Raw genomic sequence first — 16,734 nt, 5'->3', positions numbered from 1 at the left:
TCGGGGCGGCGACCGCGGCGGGCCGCCGCGGCGGCGCCGGCCCGCGCCTCGGCCGGCGCCGCGCCGGCGCGGGCGACCGCGACCCGCGGCGCGGCGACGCGGCGGGGTGCGCCGGCGCCGCGCCCGGCTGTCCCCCGTGTCCCGGCTGAAGGCGATCCCGCCGCCCGGCCGCGCGCAGCCCGCTCCCGCGCTGTCGGCGCTTCCGGCCACCCTCGCGCACGGAGAGAGACCCACCATGGCTCGCATCGACATCTGGTTCCTCCTCCTGGCGGCGGTCTGCCTGACGGCGGGCGTCTCGATGGGCATCGCCATGGGCATCCTGCACGATTTCAGCCTGGCGCCTGTGCACGCGCACGCGAACCTGGTGGGCTGGGCCTCGCTCGGGCTGTTCGGGCTCACCTACCGCGCCTGGCCCGGCCTGCGCGATGGCTGGTCGGCGCGGCTGCACTTCGTGCTCAGCGCGCCGGCGGCGGTGCTCTTCCCGCTCGGCATCTATCTCTCGATTGCGCAGGAGCAGCCGATGCTGGCGATCGTCGCCTCCTTCCTCTGGCTCGGCGGGGTGCTGACCTTCCTCGGCAAGCTGGCGCGGCTCGCGCTGACGACGCGCGAGGAGGCGACGGAGGCGGCGCCGGCGCCGGTCCTGCCGATGCCGGCGGAGTAGGGCCGATCGCGGACGGCTGGAAACGGCCGGGAGCGTGAATCGGCTCGACCGACGACGAGCGGGAGCCGTTGCAGCGCGCACAGCCGGGCGAAGACGGCTCCGGCGGGCTACTGCGCCGTGTAGCCGCCGTCTATCACCAGCTCGGCGCCGGTGACGAATTTCGCCTCGTCGGAGGCGAGGTAGAGGATGCCGTAGGCGATGTCCTCCGGCTCGCCGAGGCGGCCGATCGGGTGCAGCGCCTCGGTCCTGCGGCGCGCCTCCTCCGGGTCCTCGAGCTGGGCGAAGGCGTGCTCGACGAGCGGCGTCCAGATGTAGCCGGGGTGGACGGAGTTGACGCGGACGCCGTTGCCCTCGCGCGCGCAGGCCAGCGCGGCGGACTTGGTGTAGAGCCGCACGCCGCCCTTCGAGGCGGTGTAGGCCCCGCTCCGCGTGCCGCCGACCAGGCCGAGGATCGAGGAGAGGTTCACGATCGAGCCGCCCGGCCTCGGCCGGTTGCGCTTCATGGCGCGGATCGCGTGCTTGGTGCCGAGGAAGACGCCGTCGAGGTTGACCGCCATCACCCGGCGCCAGTCCTCCAGGCCCTGCTCGTCGGGCGGGCGCGCCGGCCCGCCGATGCCGGCGTTGTTGACCAGCACGTCGAGCCGGCCGAAGCGGGCGAGGGTGGCGGCGATCACCCGCTCCCACGCCGCCTCGTCGGTGACGTCGTGCGCGAGGAACAGCGCCTCGGCGCCGTCGGCGCGGATCGCGGCGGCGACCGCCTCGCCCTGCGCGGCGTCGAGGTCGGTGAGCGCGACGCGCGCGCCCTCCCGCGCGAGCAGCCTCGCGGTGGCGGCGCCGATGCCGGAGGCGGCGCCGGTGACGAGGGCGACCTTGTCCTGCACGCGGCCGGGCATGGCGGCGTCTCCCCGCGCTAGGCCGCGGCCGGCACCGGCTCGACGGCGTAGCTGTCGAGCGGCGGGACGGCGCGGATCATGCGCCGCTCGTGCAGGAAGCGCGTGAAGCGCTCGTAGCGGTTGCGGTCGAGCGCGCCGGGGGAGAGGGAGAAGCGCGTCAGCGTGTCGCGCCAGGCGCGGCGGTTCAGCTCGTTGTCCAGCTCGCGCCGCGGGCCGGCGATGAACATGCGCCACGACTCCTCGGGATCGTTGACGAGGAAGTGGGTCGCCGCGTCGACCGCGTCCACGAAGCGGCGCATCACGGGATCGCGCGCGCGGTCGCGGTGGGCGACGTAGATCAGCTCGTCCCAGACGGGCAGCCCGTGCTGCTCCGGGAAGAAGGGGCGGCCGGGACGGTTCTCGATGTCGAGCTGGTTCAGCTCGAAGTTGCGGAAGCCGCCGATGATGGCGTCCACCTGGCCCGACATGAGCGCGGTGGAGAGTCCGAAGTTCACGTTGACGAAGCGCACGTCGCGCGCCGAGAGGCCGACGCTTTCCAGCATCGTGCCGACGAAGATCTCCTCGAACCCGGCGACGGAGAAGCCGATGCGTTTGCCGCGCAGGTCGGCGAGGGTGCGGACCGGTCCGTCGCGCAGCACGGTGAGCGTGTTGAGCACCGTCGGGACCAGCGTGCCGATGCGCACCAGCGGCAGGCCCTGCTCGATCGCGAGCGGGAGGTTCTTCTGGTAGTACACCGCGATGTCGCCCTGCCTCGCGGCGACCAGCTTCGGCGGGTCGGAGGGGTCGGCGGGGGCGACGATGCGCACCTCGAGACCCTGGCGCGCGAAGTGCCCGCCCTCCTGCGCGACGATGATCGGCGCGTGGTCCGGGTTGACGAACCAGTCGAGCAGCAGGGTGAGGCGCGCGGTCGGCGGCGGCGCGGGCCGGGGCTGCGCGGCGGGCTGCTGCGCCGCGGCGGCGGCGGGCAGCAGCAGCGACGAGGCGGCGAGCGCGGGCAGGGCGCGGCGCGGGATCTCGGCGGTCATGGCGTGGTGGTCTCCCCCTCGGAGATGCGGTCCGGTTGCCAGGGCAGGACGGCGCGCAGCAGCGCGTCGAGCGCGAACCACAGCGCGAGCGCCATGGCCGCGAGCACGAACAGCGCGGCGAACATCAGGTCGGTCTGGCTGCGCCCGTTGGCGTGCAGCATCAGGTAGCCGAGGCCGGCCGAGGCCCCGACCCACTCGCCCACCACCGCGCCGATCGGCGCGAAGGCGGCGGCGACGCGCAGGCCGGAGGCGAGGGCGGGCAGCGCCGCCGGCAGGCGGATGCGGAGCAGCACCGCGCGGCGCGGGGCGCCCATGGCGGCGGCGAGGTCGAGCCAGCCGGGTTCGGTGCGGCGCAGCCCGTCGTAGAAGGCGGAGGCGACGGGGAAGAAGATGATGATCGTCGCCATGGCGATCTTGCTCGCCATGCCGAAGCCCATCCACAGGGTGAGCAGCGGCGCGATGGCGAACACCGGCACCGCCTGCGAGGCGAGCAGCACCGGCAGCAGCCAGCGCCGCGCCGGCGGGAAGGCCATCAGCAGCAGCGCCACCGCCGCGCCGAGCACGGTGCCGAGCACGAGGCCGAGCAGGATCTCCTGCAGCGTGATCCAGGCGTGGCCGAGGATGATGTCCCAGCGGTCCACCAGCGCGGTCGCGACGCGGGCGGGCGAGGGGAGGATGAAGTGCGGCTGGTCCGTCGCCCAGACGAACAGCCACCAGAGGGCGATCAGGCCGATGCCGGAGACGAGGGCGCGCGCCGCGGCGGCGGCGGGACGCGGCCAGGCGCGGCGGGCGGGGAGCGGCGCGGCGCCCGCTCGCCGGGACGCCGCGGCCTCGGCGAGGCCGCTCATGCTGCCTCCGCCGTGGCCTCGGCGAGGCTCTCGAGCAGCGCGGCCTGGGCCGACAGCACCGCGACGTCATGCGCCTCGCGCGGCGGAGTGGCGGCGGGCACCGCGACCTCCACCGGCACCGCCGGCGTGCCGCGCAGGACGAGCACGCGGTGGGCGAGGCGCATCGCCTCCAGCGGCTCGTGCGTGACCAGCAGCACGGTGCGGCCGGCGAGGAGGCGCGCGGCGAGGCCCTGCAGGCGGTGGCGCGTCGGCGCGTCCACGGCGCTGAAGGGCTCGTCCATCAGGACGAAGGGCCGGTCCTCCATCAGGGTGCGCGCGAGCGCGGCGCGCTGGCGCATGCCGCCGGAGAGTTCCGTCGGCCGCGCGCGCTCGCGCCCCGCGAGGCCCACGGCCTCGATCAGCCGCAGCGCGCGCGCCCGGTCCGGCGCCTCGCCGCGCAGCCGCGCGCCGAGCATCACGTTGCCGATCAGGTCGAGCCAGGGCAGCAGCAGGTCCTGCTGCGCCATCCAGGCGAGCCGCCCGGCGACCGGCCCGCCGTCCGAGGCGGCGATGCGCGTGCCCTCCGGCGCCGGCAGCAGGCCGGCGACCATGCGCAGGAGGGTGGATTTCCCCGAGCCGGAAGGGCCGAGCAGCGCCGTCGTCTCGCCGCCCCGCAGCTCCAGCGCGAAGCCGCCGAGCACCGGCACGCCGGCGAAGGCGAAGCCGGGGACGCGTAGCGAGAGGCCAGGGGAGGAAGGAGGGCGGTCGCGGTCCATCGATCCCTTCGCCGGTCCTAACCGGATCAGGTTCCAGGGGTCGCGGGCCCCATGCCCGCCTCTCAGCCCGAAAGGGGGCTCCCCCCGATGACGCCATCCCGTATGGGCCGGGCGGCGCCGTCTTGCAAGTGCCGCCCGGCCGGGCTCTCTCGCGCCGATGCCCCCGCCCGATCCGCCCGCGGCGCGTCCGATCTACGTCGGCGCGGAGATCTATCGCGGCTCGTCCTGCGGGCGGAAGCATCCGCTGGCGATCCCGCGGGTCTCGACGACGACGGACCTGTGCCGCGCGCTCGCCTGGCTGCCCGACGCCGCCTATCGCGAGAGCCCCTGCGCGGCGCCGGAGGAGCTCGCCCGCTTCCACACGCCCGAATACGTCGCTGCGCTGATGCGGGCGGAGGCGACGCGGTCGGTGGGCGAGGCAGAGCGGGCGCGTCACGGCCTCGGGGCGAACGGCAACCCGGTGTTCCGCGAGATGTTCCGCCGGCCCGCGACCGGCGCCGGGGGCACCATCCTGGTGGCGCGGCTCACCGCGTCGCGGAGCGGCGTCGTGCACGCGCCGGGCGGCGGCACCCATCACGGCCGCGCGGACCGGGCGAGCGGCTTCTGCTGCCTGAACGACGCGGTGCTCGAGCTGCTCGACGGCGGGATGCGGGCCTCTCGGACGTCCTCTACCTGGACACTGACGCGCATCGCGGCGACGGCGTGCAGGACGCATTCCACGACGATCCGCGGGTCTTCACGCTGTCGGTGCGCGAGGCCGGGCGCTGGCTCTTCAGCGGGGCGGCGGAGGACCGCGCGGGAAGAGGGCGGGCCGCGCGCGATATCCCGGTCCCGCCCTGGTTCAACGACAGCGAGACGGACCACGTGCTGCATCACGCGATCCTGCCGATCGCCCGGCGTCTGCGGCCCAAGACGATCATGCCGCAGCGCGGCACCGATGCGCTGGAGGACGATCCGCTGGCGCGGCCGTCGCTCTCCAACACCGCGCACCGGGCGGTGGGGGGCGCTGACCGGTCTCGGGGGGCAGCGGCTCATCGTGCTCGGCGGGGGCGGGTACAATCCGTGGTCCGTGGCGCGCTGCTGGGCGGGCGTGTGGGCGACGCTGAACGGGCATGCCAGCCAGGAGCGGCTGCCGGAGGTGGCCGAGGCGGTGCTGCGGGGCCTCGCCTGGCATCGCGCGGCAGGTCGCGCGCCGCCCGAACGCCGGTTCACGACGCTGCGCGATGCGCCGCGGCCGGGCCGGTGCGGGCGGAGGTGCGGCAGGTCTTCGCGCGGGCGCCGGAGGGGTGAGGGAGACGCGCCCGGCCGCGGGCCGCTCAGCTCGCCGACCAGCCGCCGTCGATCGGGATCGCCGCGCCGGTGATGTCCGCGCCCGCGGGGCCGCAGAGGAAGGCAGCCATGGCGGCGACCCGGTCGGCGGCGATGAAGCGGCGGCTCGGCTGGCGGTCGGCGAGGAAGGCGGCCTCCACCGCCGCGCGCGCGGCCGGGTCGTCGCCCGCGGCCGCGAGCTGGGGCGCGAGGCGCGTCTCGATCGCCGGGGTCAGGGTGGAGCCGGGGCAGAGCGCGTTGCAAGTGATGTCCTCGCGCGCCGTCTCCAGCGCCACGGCGCGCGTCAGGCCGATCAGCGCGGTCTTGGTGGTGACGTAGCCGGCCCGCCCGGCCGCGCCGATCAGGCCGTAGACCGAGGACATGTTGAGGATGCGGCCCCAGCCGCGGGCGCGCATGCCGGGCAGCGTCAGGCGGATGGCGTGGAAGGCGGCGGTGAGATTGACGGCGATGTCGGCGTCCCAGTCCGCGGGCGCGAGCGCGTCCACCGGGCCGAAGTGCCGCGTCACGGCGTTGTTGACCAGGATGTCCACGCCGCCGCCGAGGCCCCGCTCGGTCGCGCACACCAGCGCCTCGATCTCCGTCCGGTCGGCGAGGTCGGCGCGGCAGTAGAGGACCGGCGCGCCGTGCCGCTCGGCGAGGGCGCGACGCGCGGGTTCGGCCTCCTCGGGGTCGGCGAGGCCGTGGAGCATGACGCCGCAGCCCTCCGCGGCGAGGCGCGCGGCGATGGCGAGACCGAGCCCGCCGGTCGAGCCGGTGACGAGGGCGCGACGGCCCTTCAGCGGCGGCGGGCTCATGCCGGCGGGCGCGGATCGGCCATGGCGCCGGTCACATACCGGCGCGTGCGCGGCGGGACAAGCGCGCGCGGGATGCGGGCGCGCGCGGGGCGCTTGTGGCCCTCCGCCGGGACGGCCGCCATGCCGGTCGGGATCGGTCCCGGGCCTCGCGCGAGGGGTCCGGGCGCCCGCGTGGGAGAGGAGGAGCGGCGATGCCCGACGGGCGGGTCGGCACGGCCGCTGCGACGACGGAAACCGGGCGTGGCGGGGGATTGCGCCTGACGCCCCTGCCCCCGGTGTTCGCCGCGCGCGCGGAGGGCCTCGACCTCTCCCGCCCGCTCGCGCCGGAGGCGGTGCGGGCGATCGAGGCGGCGATGGACCGCCACGCCGTGCTGGTCTTCCCGGGCCAGCAGCGCCTCGACGACGAGCGGCAGCTCGCCTTCGGCCGCAACTTCGGCGAGGTGGAGGAGACGCCCACCCCGGTGGAGCAGGGGCGGCGCCGGCTGCCGGACAACCGGATCAACGACGTCTCCAATCTCGGCGTGGACGGGAAGATCCTGCCGGCCGACGACCCGGCGGCGGATGTACAACCTCGGCAACCTGCTCTGGCACAGCGACTCGAGCTTCAAGCCGGCGCCCGCCAAGTACTCCATGCTGCACGCGCGGGTGATCCCGCCCGCGGGCGGCGAGACCGAGTTCGCCGACATGCGCGCCGCCTGGGACACGCTGCCGGAAGCGATGAAGGAGACGGTGCGCCGCCTGGTCTGCGAGCACTCGCTGATCTTCTCCCGCGCCCAGCTCGGCTTCGACGACCTCACCAAGGAGCAGAAGGCGCGCTGCGCGCCGGTGCCGCAGCGCCTGGTGCGCCGGCACCCGGGGTCGGGACGGCTGTCGCTGTTCCTCTCGGCGCACATCGGGCGCGTCCGCGGCTGGCCGGTGCCGAGGGGATGGCGCTGATCCGCGACCTGACCGAGCACGCGACCCGGCGCGAGCTCGTCTACCGCCACGTCTTGGCCGTGGGCGACCTCGCCATTTGGGACAACCGCTGCACCATGCACCGCGGCCGGCGCTACGAGGGCAAGCGCTACCCGCGCGACATGCGCCGCGTCACGCTGGAGGACGTCTTGCCGACGCTCGAGCAGCCGGTCTGAGGCGGCGCCGCGCGTCCTCGGAGGCGGTGCGGCATCACTCGATCTGGATGTTCAGGCGACGGATCAGCTCCGCCCAGCGCGCGCGGTCGGCGGCGATGAAGTCGCGCAGCGCCTCGGGCGTGGTCGCGCTCGGCTCGGCGGCCTGGGCGCGGAACAGCTCCTGCACCGGCGGCGCGTGCACGGCCTCGGCCGTCGCCCGGGCCAGCCGCCGCACCACTTCCGCCGGCATGCGCGCCGGACCGGCGAGGGCGAACCAGTTGCCGCCCTCGACGCCGACCCCGTGTTCGCGCAGGGTCGGCACATCGGGCATCGGGTCCGCGCGCCGGTCGGCGGCGAGGGCGAGGATGCGCACGCGGCCGCTGCGCGCCGCGCCCATCGCGGTGCCGGCGAGGAGGAACATCGCATCCACCTGGCCGCCGGCGACCGCGGTGACGGCCGGCGCCGCGCCGGTGAAGGGGACGTGCAGCAACTCCGCCCCCGTGGCCTGGATCAGCTTCTCCATCGTCAGGTGGGAGACGCTGGCGATCCCCCAGGAGGCGAAGGTGAGCCGGCCGGGCGCGGCGCGGGCGGCGGCGAGGAAGCCGGCGAAGTCCGGGACGTCGCGCAGGCTGGGCCCGACGACCAGCGTGGCGGGGACGCGCGCGTAGAGGCTGATCGGCGCGAAGTCCGCCTCCGGGTCGTAGGGCAGGTTGCGGCGGACCAGCGGGTTGATCGCATGGGTCTCGGCGCTCGCGACGTAGAGCGTGTAGCCGTCGGGTGCGGCGCGCGCGACGGCCTCGGCGCCGATCGCGCCGGTCGCGCCGGGGCGGTTCTCGACCACCACGGGCTGGCCGAGCGATGCGGTCATGACCTGCGCGAGCGCGCGGGCCGAGACGTCGGTGAAGGCGCCTGGCGGCCAGGGGACGACGATGCGCACCGGCCGGTCCGGGAACGCGGCGTGCGCGGCGCGCGATCGTCCGGCAAGCATGGCGGCCAGCGCGGCGGCGGCGCCGACCAGGCGGCGGCGGAGGCGCAGGGACATGGCGCATCCTCCCTCGATGCGGCGCGGCCAGGGTGGCAGCAGCCGCGCGCATCCTTCCTCGGCGACGGGGCGAGCCTCGCCCTCGCTTCGGTGAAGGTCAACCGGCATGGCGCCGGGCGCGTTGCCGCGCGCGGTGCGGAGTCCTAGCATCCGCGTCGGGAGGACGGGATGGATACGCAGGTCCGGGGCGACAAGACCTTCGCCGGCGCGATGCTCGGCGACTTCGTGGCGCGCTTCCCGCGGCAGGAGGCGCCGGCGGCGCTGCGCCACGAGGCGAAGCGGTCGCTGCTGAACTTCTTCGGCTGCGCCCTCGGCGTCGCGCGCGACCCGGCGGTGGAGACGGCGATCCGGGTCCTGCGGCCCTTCTCCGGGCCCGGCGAGGCGAGCCTGATCGGGCGGGCGGAGCGGCTCGACGCCATGGCGGCGTCCTTCGTCAACGCGGTGGCGGCGAACCTGCTCGATTACGACGACACGCATCTGGAGACCGTGATCCACCCGACCGCGCCCGTGGCGCCGCCGGTCCTCGCGCTCGCCGAGCGGCGCGGGCTGCCGGGCGCCGAGGTGCTGCACGCCTTCCTGCTCGGCGCCGAGGTGGAGTGCCGCGTCGGCAACGCCGTCTCGCCCGGCCACTACGCGCGCGGCTGGCACATCACGGCGACCTGCGGCGTGTTCGGTGCGGCGGCGGCGTGCGCGCGGCTGCTCGGCCTGGACGGCGCGCAGACCTGGCACGCGCTCGGCATCGCCGCGAGCCAGGCGGCCGGGGTGGTCGAGAACCTGCCGAGCGCGGCGAAGAACGTCGGCGTCGGCAACGCGGCGCGGAACGGGCTGTTCGCGGCCCTGCTGGCGCAGCAGGGCTACGCGGCCGCGCCGGCGGCGATCGAGGGGCCGCTCGGCTGGGCGCGCGCGGCGGGCGACGCGCCGCGGCTCGCCGCCATCGCCGAGGGGCTGGGCGAGCGCTGGGAGATCATGAAGAACACCTACAAGCCCTACCCGTGCGGCATCGTCCTCCACGCGGTCATTGATGCCTGCCTGGACCTGCGCGCGCGGCACGGGCTGTCGGCGGCCGACATCGCGGGGGTGGTGGTGCGGGGACACCCCTTGCTGCTCGCCCGCGGCGACCGGCCGGTGGGGAACGAGCGCGACGCGCGGGTGAGCATCCACCACAGCGCGGCCGTCGCCTTCGCCTTCGGGGCGGCGGGGGTGCGCGAGTTCTCTCCCCCCGTCGTCGCGGACCCGGCGGTGGCGGCGCTGCGGCGGAAGGTGCGGGCGGAGGCGGACGGGTCGCTCCCGGTCGGCGCGGCGGCGGTCGAGGTCGAGACGGCGGGCGGCGGGACGCTGCGCTCGGTCGTGATGCACGCCCGCGGCAGCCGCGAGCGGCCGCTCTCCGATCGGGAGCTGGAGGCGAAATTCGCGGAGAACGCCCGCCTCGGCGGCTTCGCGGGCGACACGGCGCGGCTGATCGAGGAGGTCTGGCGGCTCGACGAGGCGGGCGGCGTCGGGCCGCTGATGGCACTGATGTCGGGACGGGGCGCGGTGGGCGGCGGCCAGGGCGCTCGGCCGTCTTCGCGTGCTTGAGGAAGCGCGGCGCCGCGCCTATAGGCGGCGGACGCGCCGGCCTTGGCGGCGTGCCCGCCGCCGGACCATGACGCAGCGGAGGACGCCCTCGCCATGCCCAGGACGCCGGACTACTTCCACGGCCGCACCATCGTCATCACCGGCGCGGCGAGCGGCATCGGCCGCGCCACCGCACTGATCTTCGCGCGCGAGGGCGCCAACGTCGTCTGCGCCGACGTGGACGCCGAGGGCGCGCGCCGGACGGCGGAAGGGGTGGCGCAGCTCGGCGCGAAGGGGCTCGGCGTGGCGACGGACGTGACCTCGCGCGCCCAGGTCAACGCACTGATCCGCCGCGCCATCGAGGAATTCGGCCGGGTGGACTTCCTGTTCAACTCCGCCGGCGCGGCGGGGCGGCGGTGCGGGTTCCTCGAGATCGACGACGAGCTGCTGGAGCGGACCTTCGACCTCAACGTCAAGGGCACCTTCTACGCCATGCAGGCGGTGCTGCCGCACATGCTGGAGAACGGCGCCGGCGTGATCGTCAACATGGCCAGCATGTCGCACAAGCGCGGCGGCCCGGGCGCCTCGGTGCACTACGCCTCGGCCAAGGGGGCGGTGCTGACCATGACCCTCGGCGTGGCGCGGGAGTTCGCCGACCGCGGCATCCGCGCGATCTCGATCTCGCCGGGGCCGGTGAACACGCCCTTCGCGCGGGCGGCCAACACCCCGCCGGAGCTGATCCGCCGCTTCGTCGAGGACGTGCCGATGAAGCGGATGGCGGAGCCCGAGGAGATCGGCGAGCTGGTGCTGTTCCTCTGCTCCGACGCCTGTCCCTACATGACGGCCGACACGGTGTACGTGAACGGCGGCGGCGGCTGGCGCTGAAACGGCGCCCCCGACCGCCGCCGCGGCCCCGAGGGAGACGGCCCATGGAGACGGACCGCCGGTCCAACCCGCTGTTCGGCCCGAACCGCTTCAAGCTCGGCGTCTTCAGCGCCAATTGCGACGGCGGCCTGACGATGAGCCTCGCCCCCGAGCGCTGGCGGGCGGAGTGGGACGACATCGCGGCGATGACGCGCATCGCCGACGAGGCCGGGCTGGAGTTCATCCTGCCGGTCGCGAAGTGGCGCGGCTACCAGGGCAAGGCGAACATCTACGGCCGCTCCTTCGAGACGCTGACGCACGGCGCGGCGCTCGGCGCGCTGACGAAGCGGATCGCGATCTTCTGCACCGTGCACACGCCGCTGGTGACGCCGGCCTTCGCGGCTAAGGCGATCGCCACGGTGGACCACGTGACCCACGGGCGGGCGGGCCTCAACATCGTCTGCGGCTGGAACCAGGAGGAGTTCGACCTCCACGGCGTCACCATAGACCAGGAGCGGCGCTACGACCACGGGCTCGAATGGTTCCGGGTGTGGTCGAGGATGCTGCAGGGCGGGCCGGAGTTCGACTGGGACGGCGAGTTCTTCAAGCTCAGGCGCGTGCACACCAACCCGGTCTCGGTGCAGCGGCCCTGGCCGGCGGTGATGTCGGCCGGCTTCTCGCCGAAGGGGCGCGACTTCGCCGCGCAGGCCGCCGACGTGCTGTTCACCAACATGACCGAGCTCGACCAGGCGCCGGCGATGCTGTCGAGCCTCGCGGCGCACATGGCGCGCCACGGCCGGCGCGTCTCGGTCTTCACCATGGCCCATGTGGTGTGCCGCCCGACGCGGGCGGAAGCGGAGGCGTTCTACCACTACTTCGCCGAGGAGATGGCGGACGAGGAGGGGCAGGACTACTACCGCCGTACCCGCGGCGTGACGGTGAAGGACGCGGAGGGGCGCGAGATCGGGCGCCCCTTCGAGACGCGCTTCACCCGCGCGACCGGCAAGCGCTTCGCCGGCGCCTATCCCGGGGCCTATCCGCTGGTCGGCACGCCCGACGACATCGCGGCCGAGATGGCGCGGATGAGCGAGGCGGGGCTCGCCGGCACCTCGGTCGCGTTCCTCGACTACCTCAAGGAGATCCCGTACTTCGTCCAGGAGGTGCTGCCGCGCCTGGAGCGCCTGGGACTCCGCCGGCCGGTCGCGTAGCGGATCCGGAGGTCCGGCGGGGCGTCGTCAGCGCAGCGCCGGGGCGTCCTCGCCGGTGCCGTCGAACAGGTGCAGCCGGTCCGGGTCGAAGCCGAGCGCGACCGTCTCGCCCGGATGCAGGACGGTCGCCGCCGGCGTGCGGACGATGATCGAGCCGCCCTCGACCGCGACGAAGTGGAAGCGTTCCGGCCCCGCCAGCTCGGAGACGGTGACCCGGGCCGGGATGGCGCCGGGCGCGTCCGGCGCGACGAGGCTCACGTGCTCCGGCCGGATGCCGAGCGTCGCGCGGCCCGAGGAGGGGAGGGCCTGGGGCGCGTCCCGCGGCAGCACGACGGTGATGCCGGGGCCGGTGAACAGGGGGCGGCCCGCCTCGGTGCGCACCTGGCCCTCGATCATGTTCATCGAGGGCGTGCCGATGAACTCCGCGACGAAGCGGTTGGCCGGGCGGGAGTAGATCTCCTCCGGCCGCCCGACCTGCTGCATCACGCCGTGGTTCATCACCACGATGCGGTCGGAGAGCGTCATCGCCTCGAGCTGGTCGTGGGTGACGTAGACCATCGTGGTGCGCACCTTCTGGTGCAGCGCGGCGAGCTCGGCGCGCATGTGCACGCGCAGCTTGGCGTCGAGGTTGGAGAGCGGCTCGTCGAGCAGGAAAACCTCCGGGTCGCGGATCAGCGCGCGGCCGAGCGCCACGCGCTGCCGCTGGCCGCCGGAGAGCTGGAGCGGCCGCCGGTCGAGCATCGGCTCGATCCGCAGCATGGCGGCGATGGCGGCAACCTTGCGCGCGCGCTCATCCCTCGGCGCGCCGCGCTTCCTCAGGCCGTATTCCAGGTTCTGCCGCACCGTCATGTGGGGGTAGAGCGCGTAGCTCTGGAACACCATGGCGATGTTGCGGTCGCGCGGCTCGAGCCGGGTGATGTCGCGCCCGTCGAACAGGATGCGGCCGGAGGTGGGCGTCTCCAGCCCGGCGATGATGCGGAGCGCGGTGGTCTTGCCGCAGCCGGAGGGGCCGACGAGGGAGATGAACTCGCCGTCGGCGATGTCGAGGGTGAGGTCGGCGAGGGCGTGCACGATGCCGCCGGCGCCGCGGAATTCCTTGTGCAGGCGCTCGATCCGGACGTTCGCCATGGGCCGCTCAGCCCTTCACGCCGCCGGCGCCGAGGCCGGTCACGAGGTAGCGCTGGATCAGGCCGAAGGCGAGCGCCATCGGCAGGGTCGCGAGGGTGGACGCCGCCATGATCAGGCCCCAGTTCGTGTCGGTGGTCGAGACGAAGCGCATCATGCCGGGCGGCAGGGTGCGCAGGCTCTCGTCCGAGATCAGGATCAGCGCGAACAGGTACTCGTTCCACGCGAAGAGGAAGGCGAAGATGCCGGTGGCGATCAGGCCCGGCACCGCCTGCGGCAGCACCACGTCCCACAGCGCGCCGAGGCGGCTCGCGCCGTCGATCAGCGCCGCCTCCTCTAGGTCCACGGGGACGGAGGCGAAGAAGTCGCGCATCACCCACATCACGAAGGGCACCGCGAAGGTCAGGTAGGCGAGCGACAAGCCGAGATGGCTGTTGGTGAGGCCGAGCTGGCGGAACAGCAGCAGCAGCGGGATCACCAGCAGCGCGCCCGGGAACATGTAGGCGAGCAGCACCAGGCGGCCGTACGCCTCCTTCCCGCGCACGCGGAAGCGGGCGAGGGCGTAGGCGCCGAGGCTGCCCACCACCAGCGCGAGGCCGGTCGAGACCAGGCAGACCTTCAGGCTGTTCACGAACAGCAGGCCGAAGTCGGTCAGCCAGAACAGCTCGACGTAGTGCCGCAGCGTCCAGGTCTCCGGCACGAAGGTCGGCGGGACGCGGAACACCTCGGTCTGCGGCTTCAGCGAGGTCGAGGCCATCCAGTAGAGCGGGAAGGCGACGAAGGCGAGCAGCAGCAGGACCAGCGGGTAGAGGCGGGCGGCGTTGCGCGGCGGCATCAGTCCGGCTCCTTGCGGAGGAAGGCGAAGTAGACCGACATGACGGCGATCAGCAGGAAGAACATCACGACGGCGATGGCGGAGCCGCGGCCGAGCTCGTAGGTGCCGAAGGCCTGCTCGTAGACGAGGATCGGCAGCGTCATGGTGGCGCGCAGCGGGCCGCCGCCGGTGAGCAGGAACACGATCTCGAAGTTGTTGAACATGAAGATCGTGCGCAGCAGCGCCACCACCAGCAGCACGTCCTTGATCTGGTGCAGCGTGATGTCGAGGAAGCGGGCGACGGCGCCGGCGCCGTCGATCCGCGCCGCCTCGTAGAGGTCCTGCGGGATCACCTGCAGGCGCGCCAGCACGATGACGACGACGAAGGGCAAGTACTTCCAGACGCCGACGAAGACGACGCCCCAGAAGGCGCTGTCGGGGTCCGAGAGCCAGGCGATCGGCGCGCCGACGATGCCGGACGCGACCAGTAGGTAGTTGATGACGCCGTAGAGCGCGTTGTAGAGCAGCATCCACACCAGCACGACCGAGACGACCGGCATCATGTAGGGGAACAGCACCAGCCCCCGCACGAGGGAGCGTCCCTTGAAGGGCTGGTGCAGCAGCAGCGCGACCGCCGTGCCGAGCACGATCTGCAGCCCGACCGTCGCTCCGGCCCAGAAGGTCGAGATGGTGAGGGAGTGCCAGAACTCCCGGTTGCCGAACAGCCAGACGTAGTTGCCGAGGCCGACCCAGACACCCTCCGGGTCCAGCACGTGGCGCTGGAAGAAGCTGGTCCAGATGCCGTAGCCGAGCGGGAAGACGAGCAGCACCAGGAAGGTGAGCGCGCTCGGCAGCAGCAGGATGACGCCGAGGTGCTGGTCGCGCAGCGCGGCGAGCAGGCCGCCGGCGCGGCGGGCCGCCCGCCACGACGCGCCGCCCTCCCGCGCGAGGGCGGCCTCCGCCTCGTTGGGTGCCATGCGGCGGCCGTCCTACTGGCGGATGTCCCTGGTGGCCTCGACCGCCTCCTTGTGCGCCTTCTCCACGGCGAGCGCGACCGGCTCGCGGCCCAGCACGATGCGCTGGACCATGTCCGGCAGGATGTTGCGGGCCTGGAAGGCGTCCCACTTGTAGTTGAAGGGATGGTTCGGGCTCTCCTTCGTCGCGGAGATGCCGAAGTCGATCGGCTCGATCAGCGTCGTCACGATGTCGGGGTTCTTCTGCACCCATTCGTGCTGCCGCAGCATCGGCAGCACGGAGTTCCGCGTCGGCACGACGTGCGCGATCACCGGCTCCATCATCATGTACACCTGCCGCGGCTGCATCAGGTACTTCACGTACTCCAGCGCCGCGCGGCTGTTGCGGCCGCGGTAGACCACGAACTCGTCCCAGCCGAGCGAGGTGGCGCGCTTGCCGCCGTGCGGGATGTGCACGGTCTTCGTCTTCTGCAGCAGGTCCGGCGCCTGCTGGTAGAGGTGCGAGAGCACCCGGCCCCAGTAGAAGGTCGTCGCCGACTTGCCGGAGGTGTACGCGGCGGAGGCCTCGCGGAAGCCGTACTGGCCGATGTCCGGCGGCGAGAAGCGGCACATCTCCGCGTAGTAGGTCATCGCCCGCCGCACCTCCGGCGTGTCGAGCGAGACGTTCAGCCGCTCGTCGAAGATGTGGCCGCCGGCGGCCCAGATGGTGATGCTCGACTGGATCTCCGTGTTCCAGGTGCGTCCGGCGGGGAAGCAGGCGCCGTAGATGCCGCGGGAGGGGTTGGTCAGCCGCTCGGCCGCGGCGCGGTACTCGTCCCAGGTGGTGGGCAGCGCGAGGCCGGCCTCCTGGAACAGGTCGGTGCGGCACCACAGGACGGGCCACTGCATGCCGTAGGGGATGGCGGCCTGGATGCCGTTGTAGTGCCAGGCCTCGAGACTGGGCTTGTGGAAGTCGTCGCGGCCGAGCTCGTCCACCAGCGGCGCGAGGTCCACGAGCAGGTTGCGCCGCGCCGCGCTCGCCATGAAGCCGGTGCGGCTCGATCCGGCGACGATCTCGGGCGGCGCGCCGGCGATCAGGTCGGCGGAGATCTTGCGGACGAGGTCGTCCCAGGAGGCGTATTCGGGGCGGATCGTCACGGTGCGGTTGACGCCGGCGAAGCCCTGGATCAGCTCCTGCCACACCCGCACCTGGCTCGGGTCCGTCTCCGGCGTGAGGAAGCGGATCGTGGCCTGCGCCTGCGCCCGCGCCGGTCGGGCGCCGCCCGCGGCGAGGCCGAACCCGCCAAGCAGGCCGGCCGCGAGAAGCTCGCGTCGCTTCATGTCCATTCCCTCCCTGGTCGCCTGGCCCCTCGGCCCGGTCGTCGCGTTGTGCGGCGAGCTTTGCAGGGCAGGACGGAGCGCTGCAACGGTCAATGACGGGGCATGGGCATCCTGCGCCCGCCTGCCCCCGGCGTCTTGCGCCGTGGTGCCGATCGGCGGTTCGCCGCCGCGAGCGTCGCCGGCATCGCGCGCCCGTGATTTTCCATTTGACCGGGCCGAGGTGGCTGCGCAGGCTCGCGAGCGGGCCGCGCGGCAAGGACGCGACTGGCGGCGGGGAGGATTCGCGGATGCCGGACGGGAGGCGCGCGACGCGCCGCTGCTGGCCCGGACCGTCCGGGCGGCGTGTCGAGGCCGCGACCGGCGCGGGGGCGGAGGCACGCGATCCCGACAGGGGCGCCGCTGCGCGACCGCGGCGCCCG

14 protein-coding genes, 3 pseudogenes and 1 riboswitch are annotated in these 16,734 nt (G+C 74.1%); of the genes and pseudogenes, 7 read left to right on the top strand and 10 right to left on the bottom strand.

The genetic code is table 11. The annotated features are described in order from the left end of the window. The first annotated feature begins 235 nt into the window (after positions 1-235). Entirely contained in the window at positions 236-661 is a 426-nt protein-coding gene (locus tag IEX99_RS19700; RefSeq protein ID WP_188903485.1) for a hypothetical protein, read from the top strand. Between the two features lie 107 nt (positions 662-768). Here the strand turns inward: IEX99_RS19700 and IEX99_RS19695 are convergent, their stop codons facing one another. The 4 genes from IEX99_RS19695 to IEX99_RS19680 all read right to left on the bottom strand — a co-directional run bounded on the left by IEX99_RS19695 (position 769) and on the right by IEX99_RS19680 (position 4,182). After that, complete coding sequence (locus IEX99_RS19695) at positions 769-1,554, bottom strand: glucose 1-dehydrogenase (protein WP_188903483.1); 786 nt, start codon at positions 1,552-1,554, stop codon at positions 769-771. Between the two features lie 17 nt (positions 1,555-1,571). Then, the gene (locus IEX99_RS19690) at positions 1,572-2,579 is read right to left on the bottom strand and encodes an ABC transporter substrate-binding protein (RefSeq protein ID WP_188903481.1); all 1,008 of its coding nucleotides are present in this window, start codon (positions 2,577-2,579) and stop codon (positions 1,572-1,574) included. Then, positions 2,576-3,427 (bottom strand): ABC transporter permease, encoded by an 852-nt coding sequence (locus IEX99_RS19685; protein WP_188903480.1) that lies wholly within the window; start codon positions 3,425-3,427, stop codon positions 2,576-2,578. Before IEX99_RS19685 ends, IEX99_RS19690 begins: the two co-directional genes overlap by 4 nt. After that, entirely contained in the window at positions 3,424-4,182 is a 759-nt protein-coding gene (locus IEX99_RS19680) for an ABC transporter ATP-binding protein (RefSeq protein ID WP_188903478.1), read from the bottom strand. The genes IEX99_RS19685 and IEX99_RS19680 overlap by 4 nt, the downstream gene beginning before the upstream one ends. Next, positions 4,168-4,277: riboswitch (TPP riboswitch) on the bottom strand. (Overlaps the previous gene by 15 nt.) Positions 4,278-4,339: 62 nt before the next feature. On the opposite strand from IEX99_RS19680, the pseudogene IEX99_RS19675 reads away from it, so the two are divergent. After that, positions 4,340-5,472: pseudogene (locus tag IEX99_RS19675) on the top strand (acetoin utilization protein AcuC). A gap of 26 nt (positions 5,473-5,498) precedes the next feature. Here the strand turns inward: IEX99_RS19675 and IEX99_RS19670 are convergent. After that, entirely contained in the window at positions 5,499-6,305 is an 807-nt protein-coding gene (locus IEX99_RS19670; RefSeq protein WP_188903476.1) for an SDR family NAD(P)-dependent oxidoreductase, read from the bottom strand. A 191-nt stretch (positions 6,306-6,496) separates the two neighbouring features. Here IEX99_RS19670 and IEX99_RS22860 point away from each other — a divergent pair. Both IEX99_RS22860 and IEX99_RS22715 read left to right on the top strand, forming a co-directional pair. Further along, a pseudogene (locus tag IEX99_RS22860) lies at positions 6,497-6,715 on the top strand (hypothetical protein); the annotation flags it as partial. Between the two features lie 151 nt (positions 6,716-6,866). Further along, positions 6,867-7,435 (top strand): annotated as a pseudogene (locus IEX99_RS22715) (TauD/TfdA dioxygenase family protein). Positions 7,436-7,469: 34 nt separating this feature from the next. Here the strand turns inward: IEX99_RS22715 and IEX99_RS19660 are convergent. Continuing rightward, positions 7,470-8,456, bottom strand: a complete 987-nt coding sequence (locus IEX99_RS19660; protein ID WP_188903474.1) for a Bug family tripartite tricarboxylate transporter substrate binding protein — start codon at positions 8,454-8,456, stop codon at positions 7,470-7,472. Between the two features lie 168 nt (positions 8,457-8,624). On the opposite strand from IEX99_RS19660, the gene IEX99_RS19655 reads away from it, so the two are divergent. From IEX99_RS19655 to IEX99_RS19645, 3 genes are all read left to right on the top strand, one after another. Then, a complete protein-coding gene (locus tag IEX99_RS19655) occupies positions 8,625-10,031 on the top strand; it encodes an MmgE/PrpD family protein (RefSeq protein WP_229678162.1) in 1,407 nt (468 codons plus the stop codon). A 93-nt stretch (positions 10,032-10,124) separates the two neighbouring features. After that, positions 10,125-10,895: an SDR family NAD(P)-dependent oxidoreductase gene (locus tag IEX99_RS19650; RefSeq protein ID WP_188903472.1), complete on the top strand. Its 771-nt coding sequence runs from the start codon at positions 10,125-10,127 to the stop codon at positions 10,893-10,895. 44 nt (positions 10,896-10,939) lie between these two features. Then, positions 10,940-12,082 carry an LLM class flavin-dependent oxidoreductase gene (locus tag IEX99_RS19645; protein WP_188903470.1) on the top strand — a complete coding sequence of 381 codons (1,143 nt, stop codon included), beginning with the start codon at positions 10,940-10,942 and terminating at the stop codon, positions 12,080-12,082. 27 nt (positions 12,083-12,109) lie between these two features. Here the strand turns inward: IEX99_RS19645 and IEX99_RS19640 are convergent, their stop codons facing one another. From IEX99_RS19640 to IEX99_RS19625, 4 genes are read right to left on the bottom strand one after another with little or no spacing between them, the layout of a single operon-like run. Beyond that, a complete protein-coding gene (locus IEX99_RS19640; protein ID WP_188903468.1) occupies positions 12,110-13,210 on the bottom strand; it encodes an ABC transporter ATP-binding protein in 1,101 nt (366 codons plus the stop codon). Positions 13,211-13,217: 7 nt separating this feature from the next. Beyond that, positions 13,218-14,042, bottom strand: a complete 825-nt coding sequence (locus tag IEX99_RS19635) for a carbohydrate ABC transporter permease (RefSeq protein WP_188903466.1) — start codon at positions 14,040-14,042, stop codon at positions 13,218-13,220. Then, a complete protein-coding gene (locus IEX99_RS19630; RefSeq protein WP_188903464.1) occupies positions 14,042-14,998 on the bottom strand; it encodes a carbohydrate ABC transporter permease in 957 nt (318 codons plus the stop codon). The genes IEX99_RS19635 and IEX99_RS19630 overlap by 1 nt, the downstream gene beginning before the upstream one ends. A gap of 12 nt (positions 14,999-15,010) precedes the next feature. Further along, a complete protein-coding gene (locus IEX99_RS19625) occupies positions 15,011-16,315 on the bottom strand; it encodes an ABC transporter substrate-binding protein (protein WP_188903462.1) in 1,305 nt (434 codons plus the stop codon). Between the last annotated feature and the right edge of the window lie 419 nt (positions 16,316-16,734).

Source organism: Caldovatus sediminis (assembly GCF_014644455.1).
Lineage (GTDB): Bacteria > Pseudomonadota > Alphaproteobacteria > Acetobacterales > Acetobacteraceae > Caldovatus > Caldovatus sediminis.
This window is presented reverse-complemented; position numbering and strand designations above follow the sequence as displayed.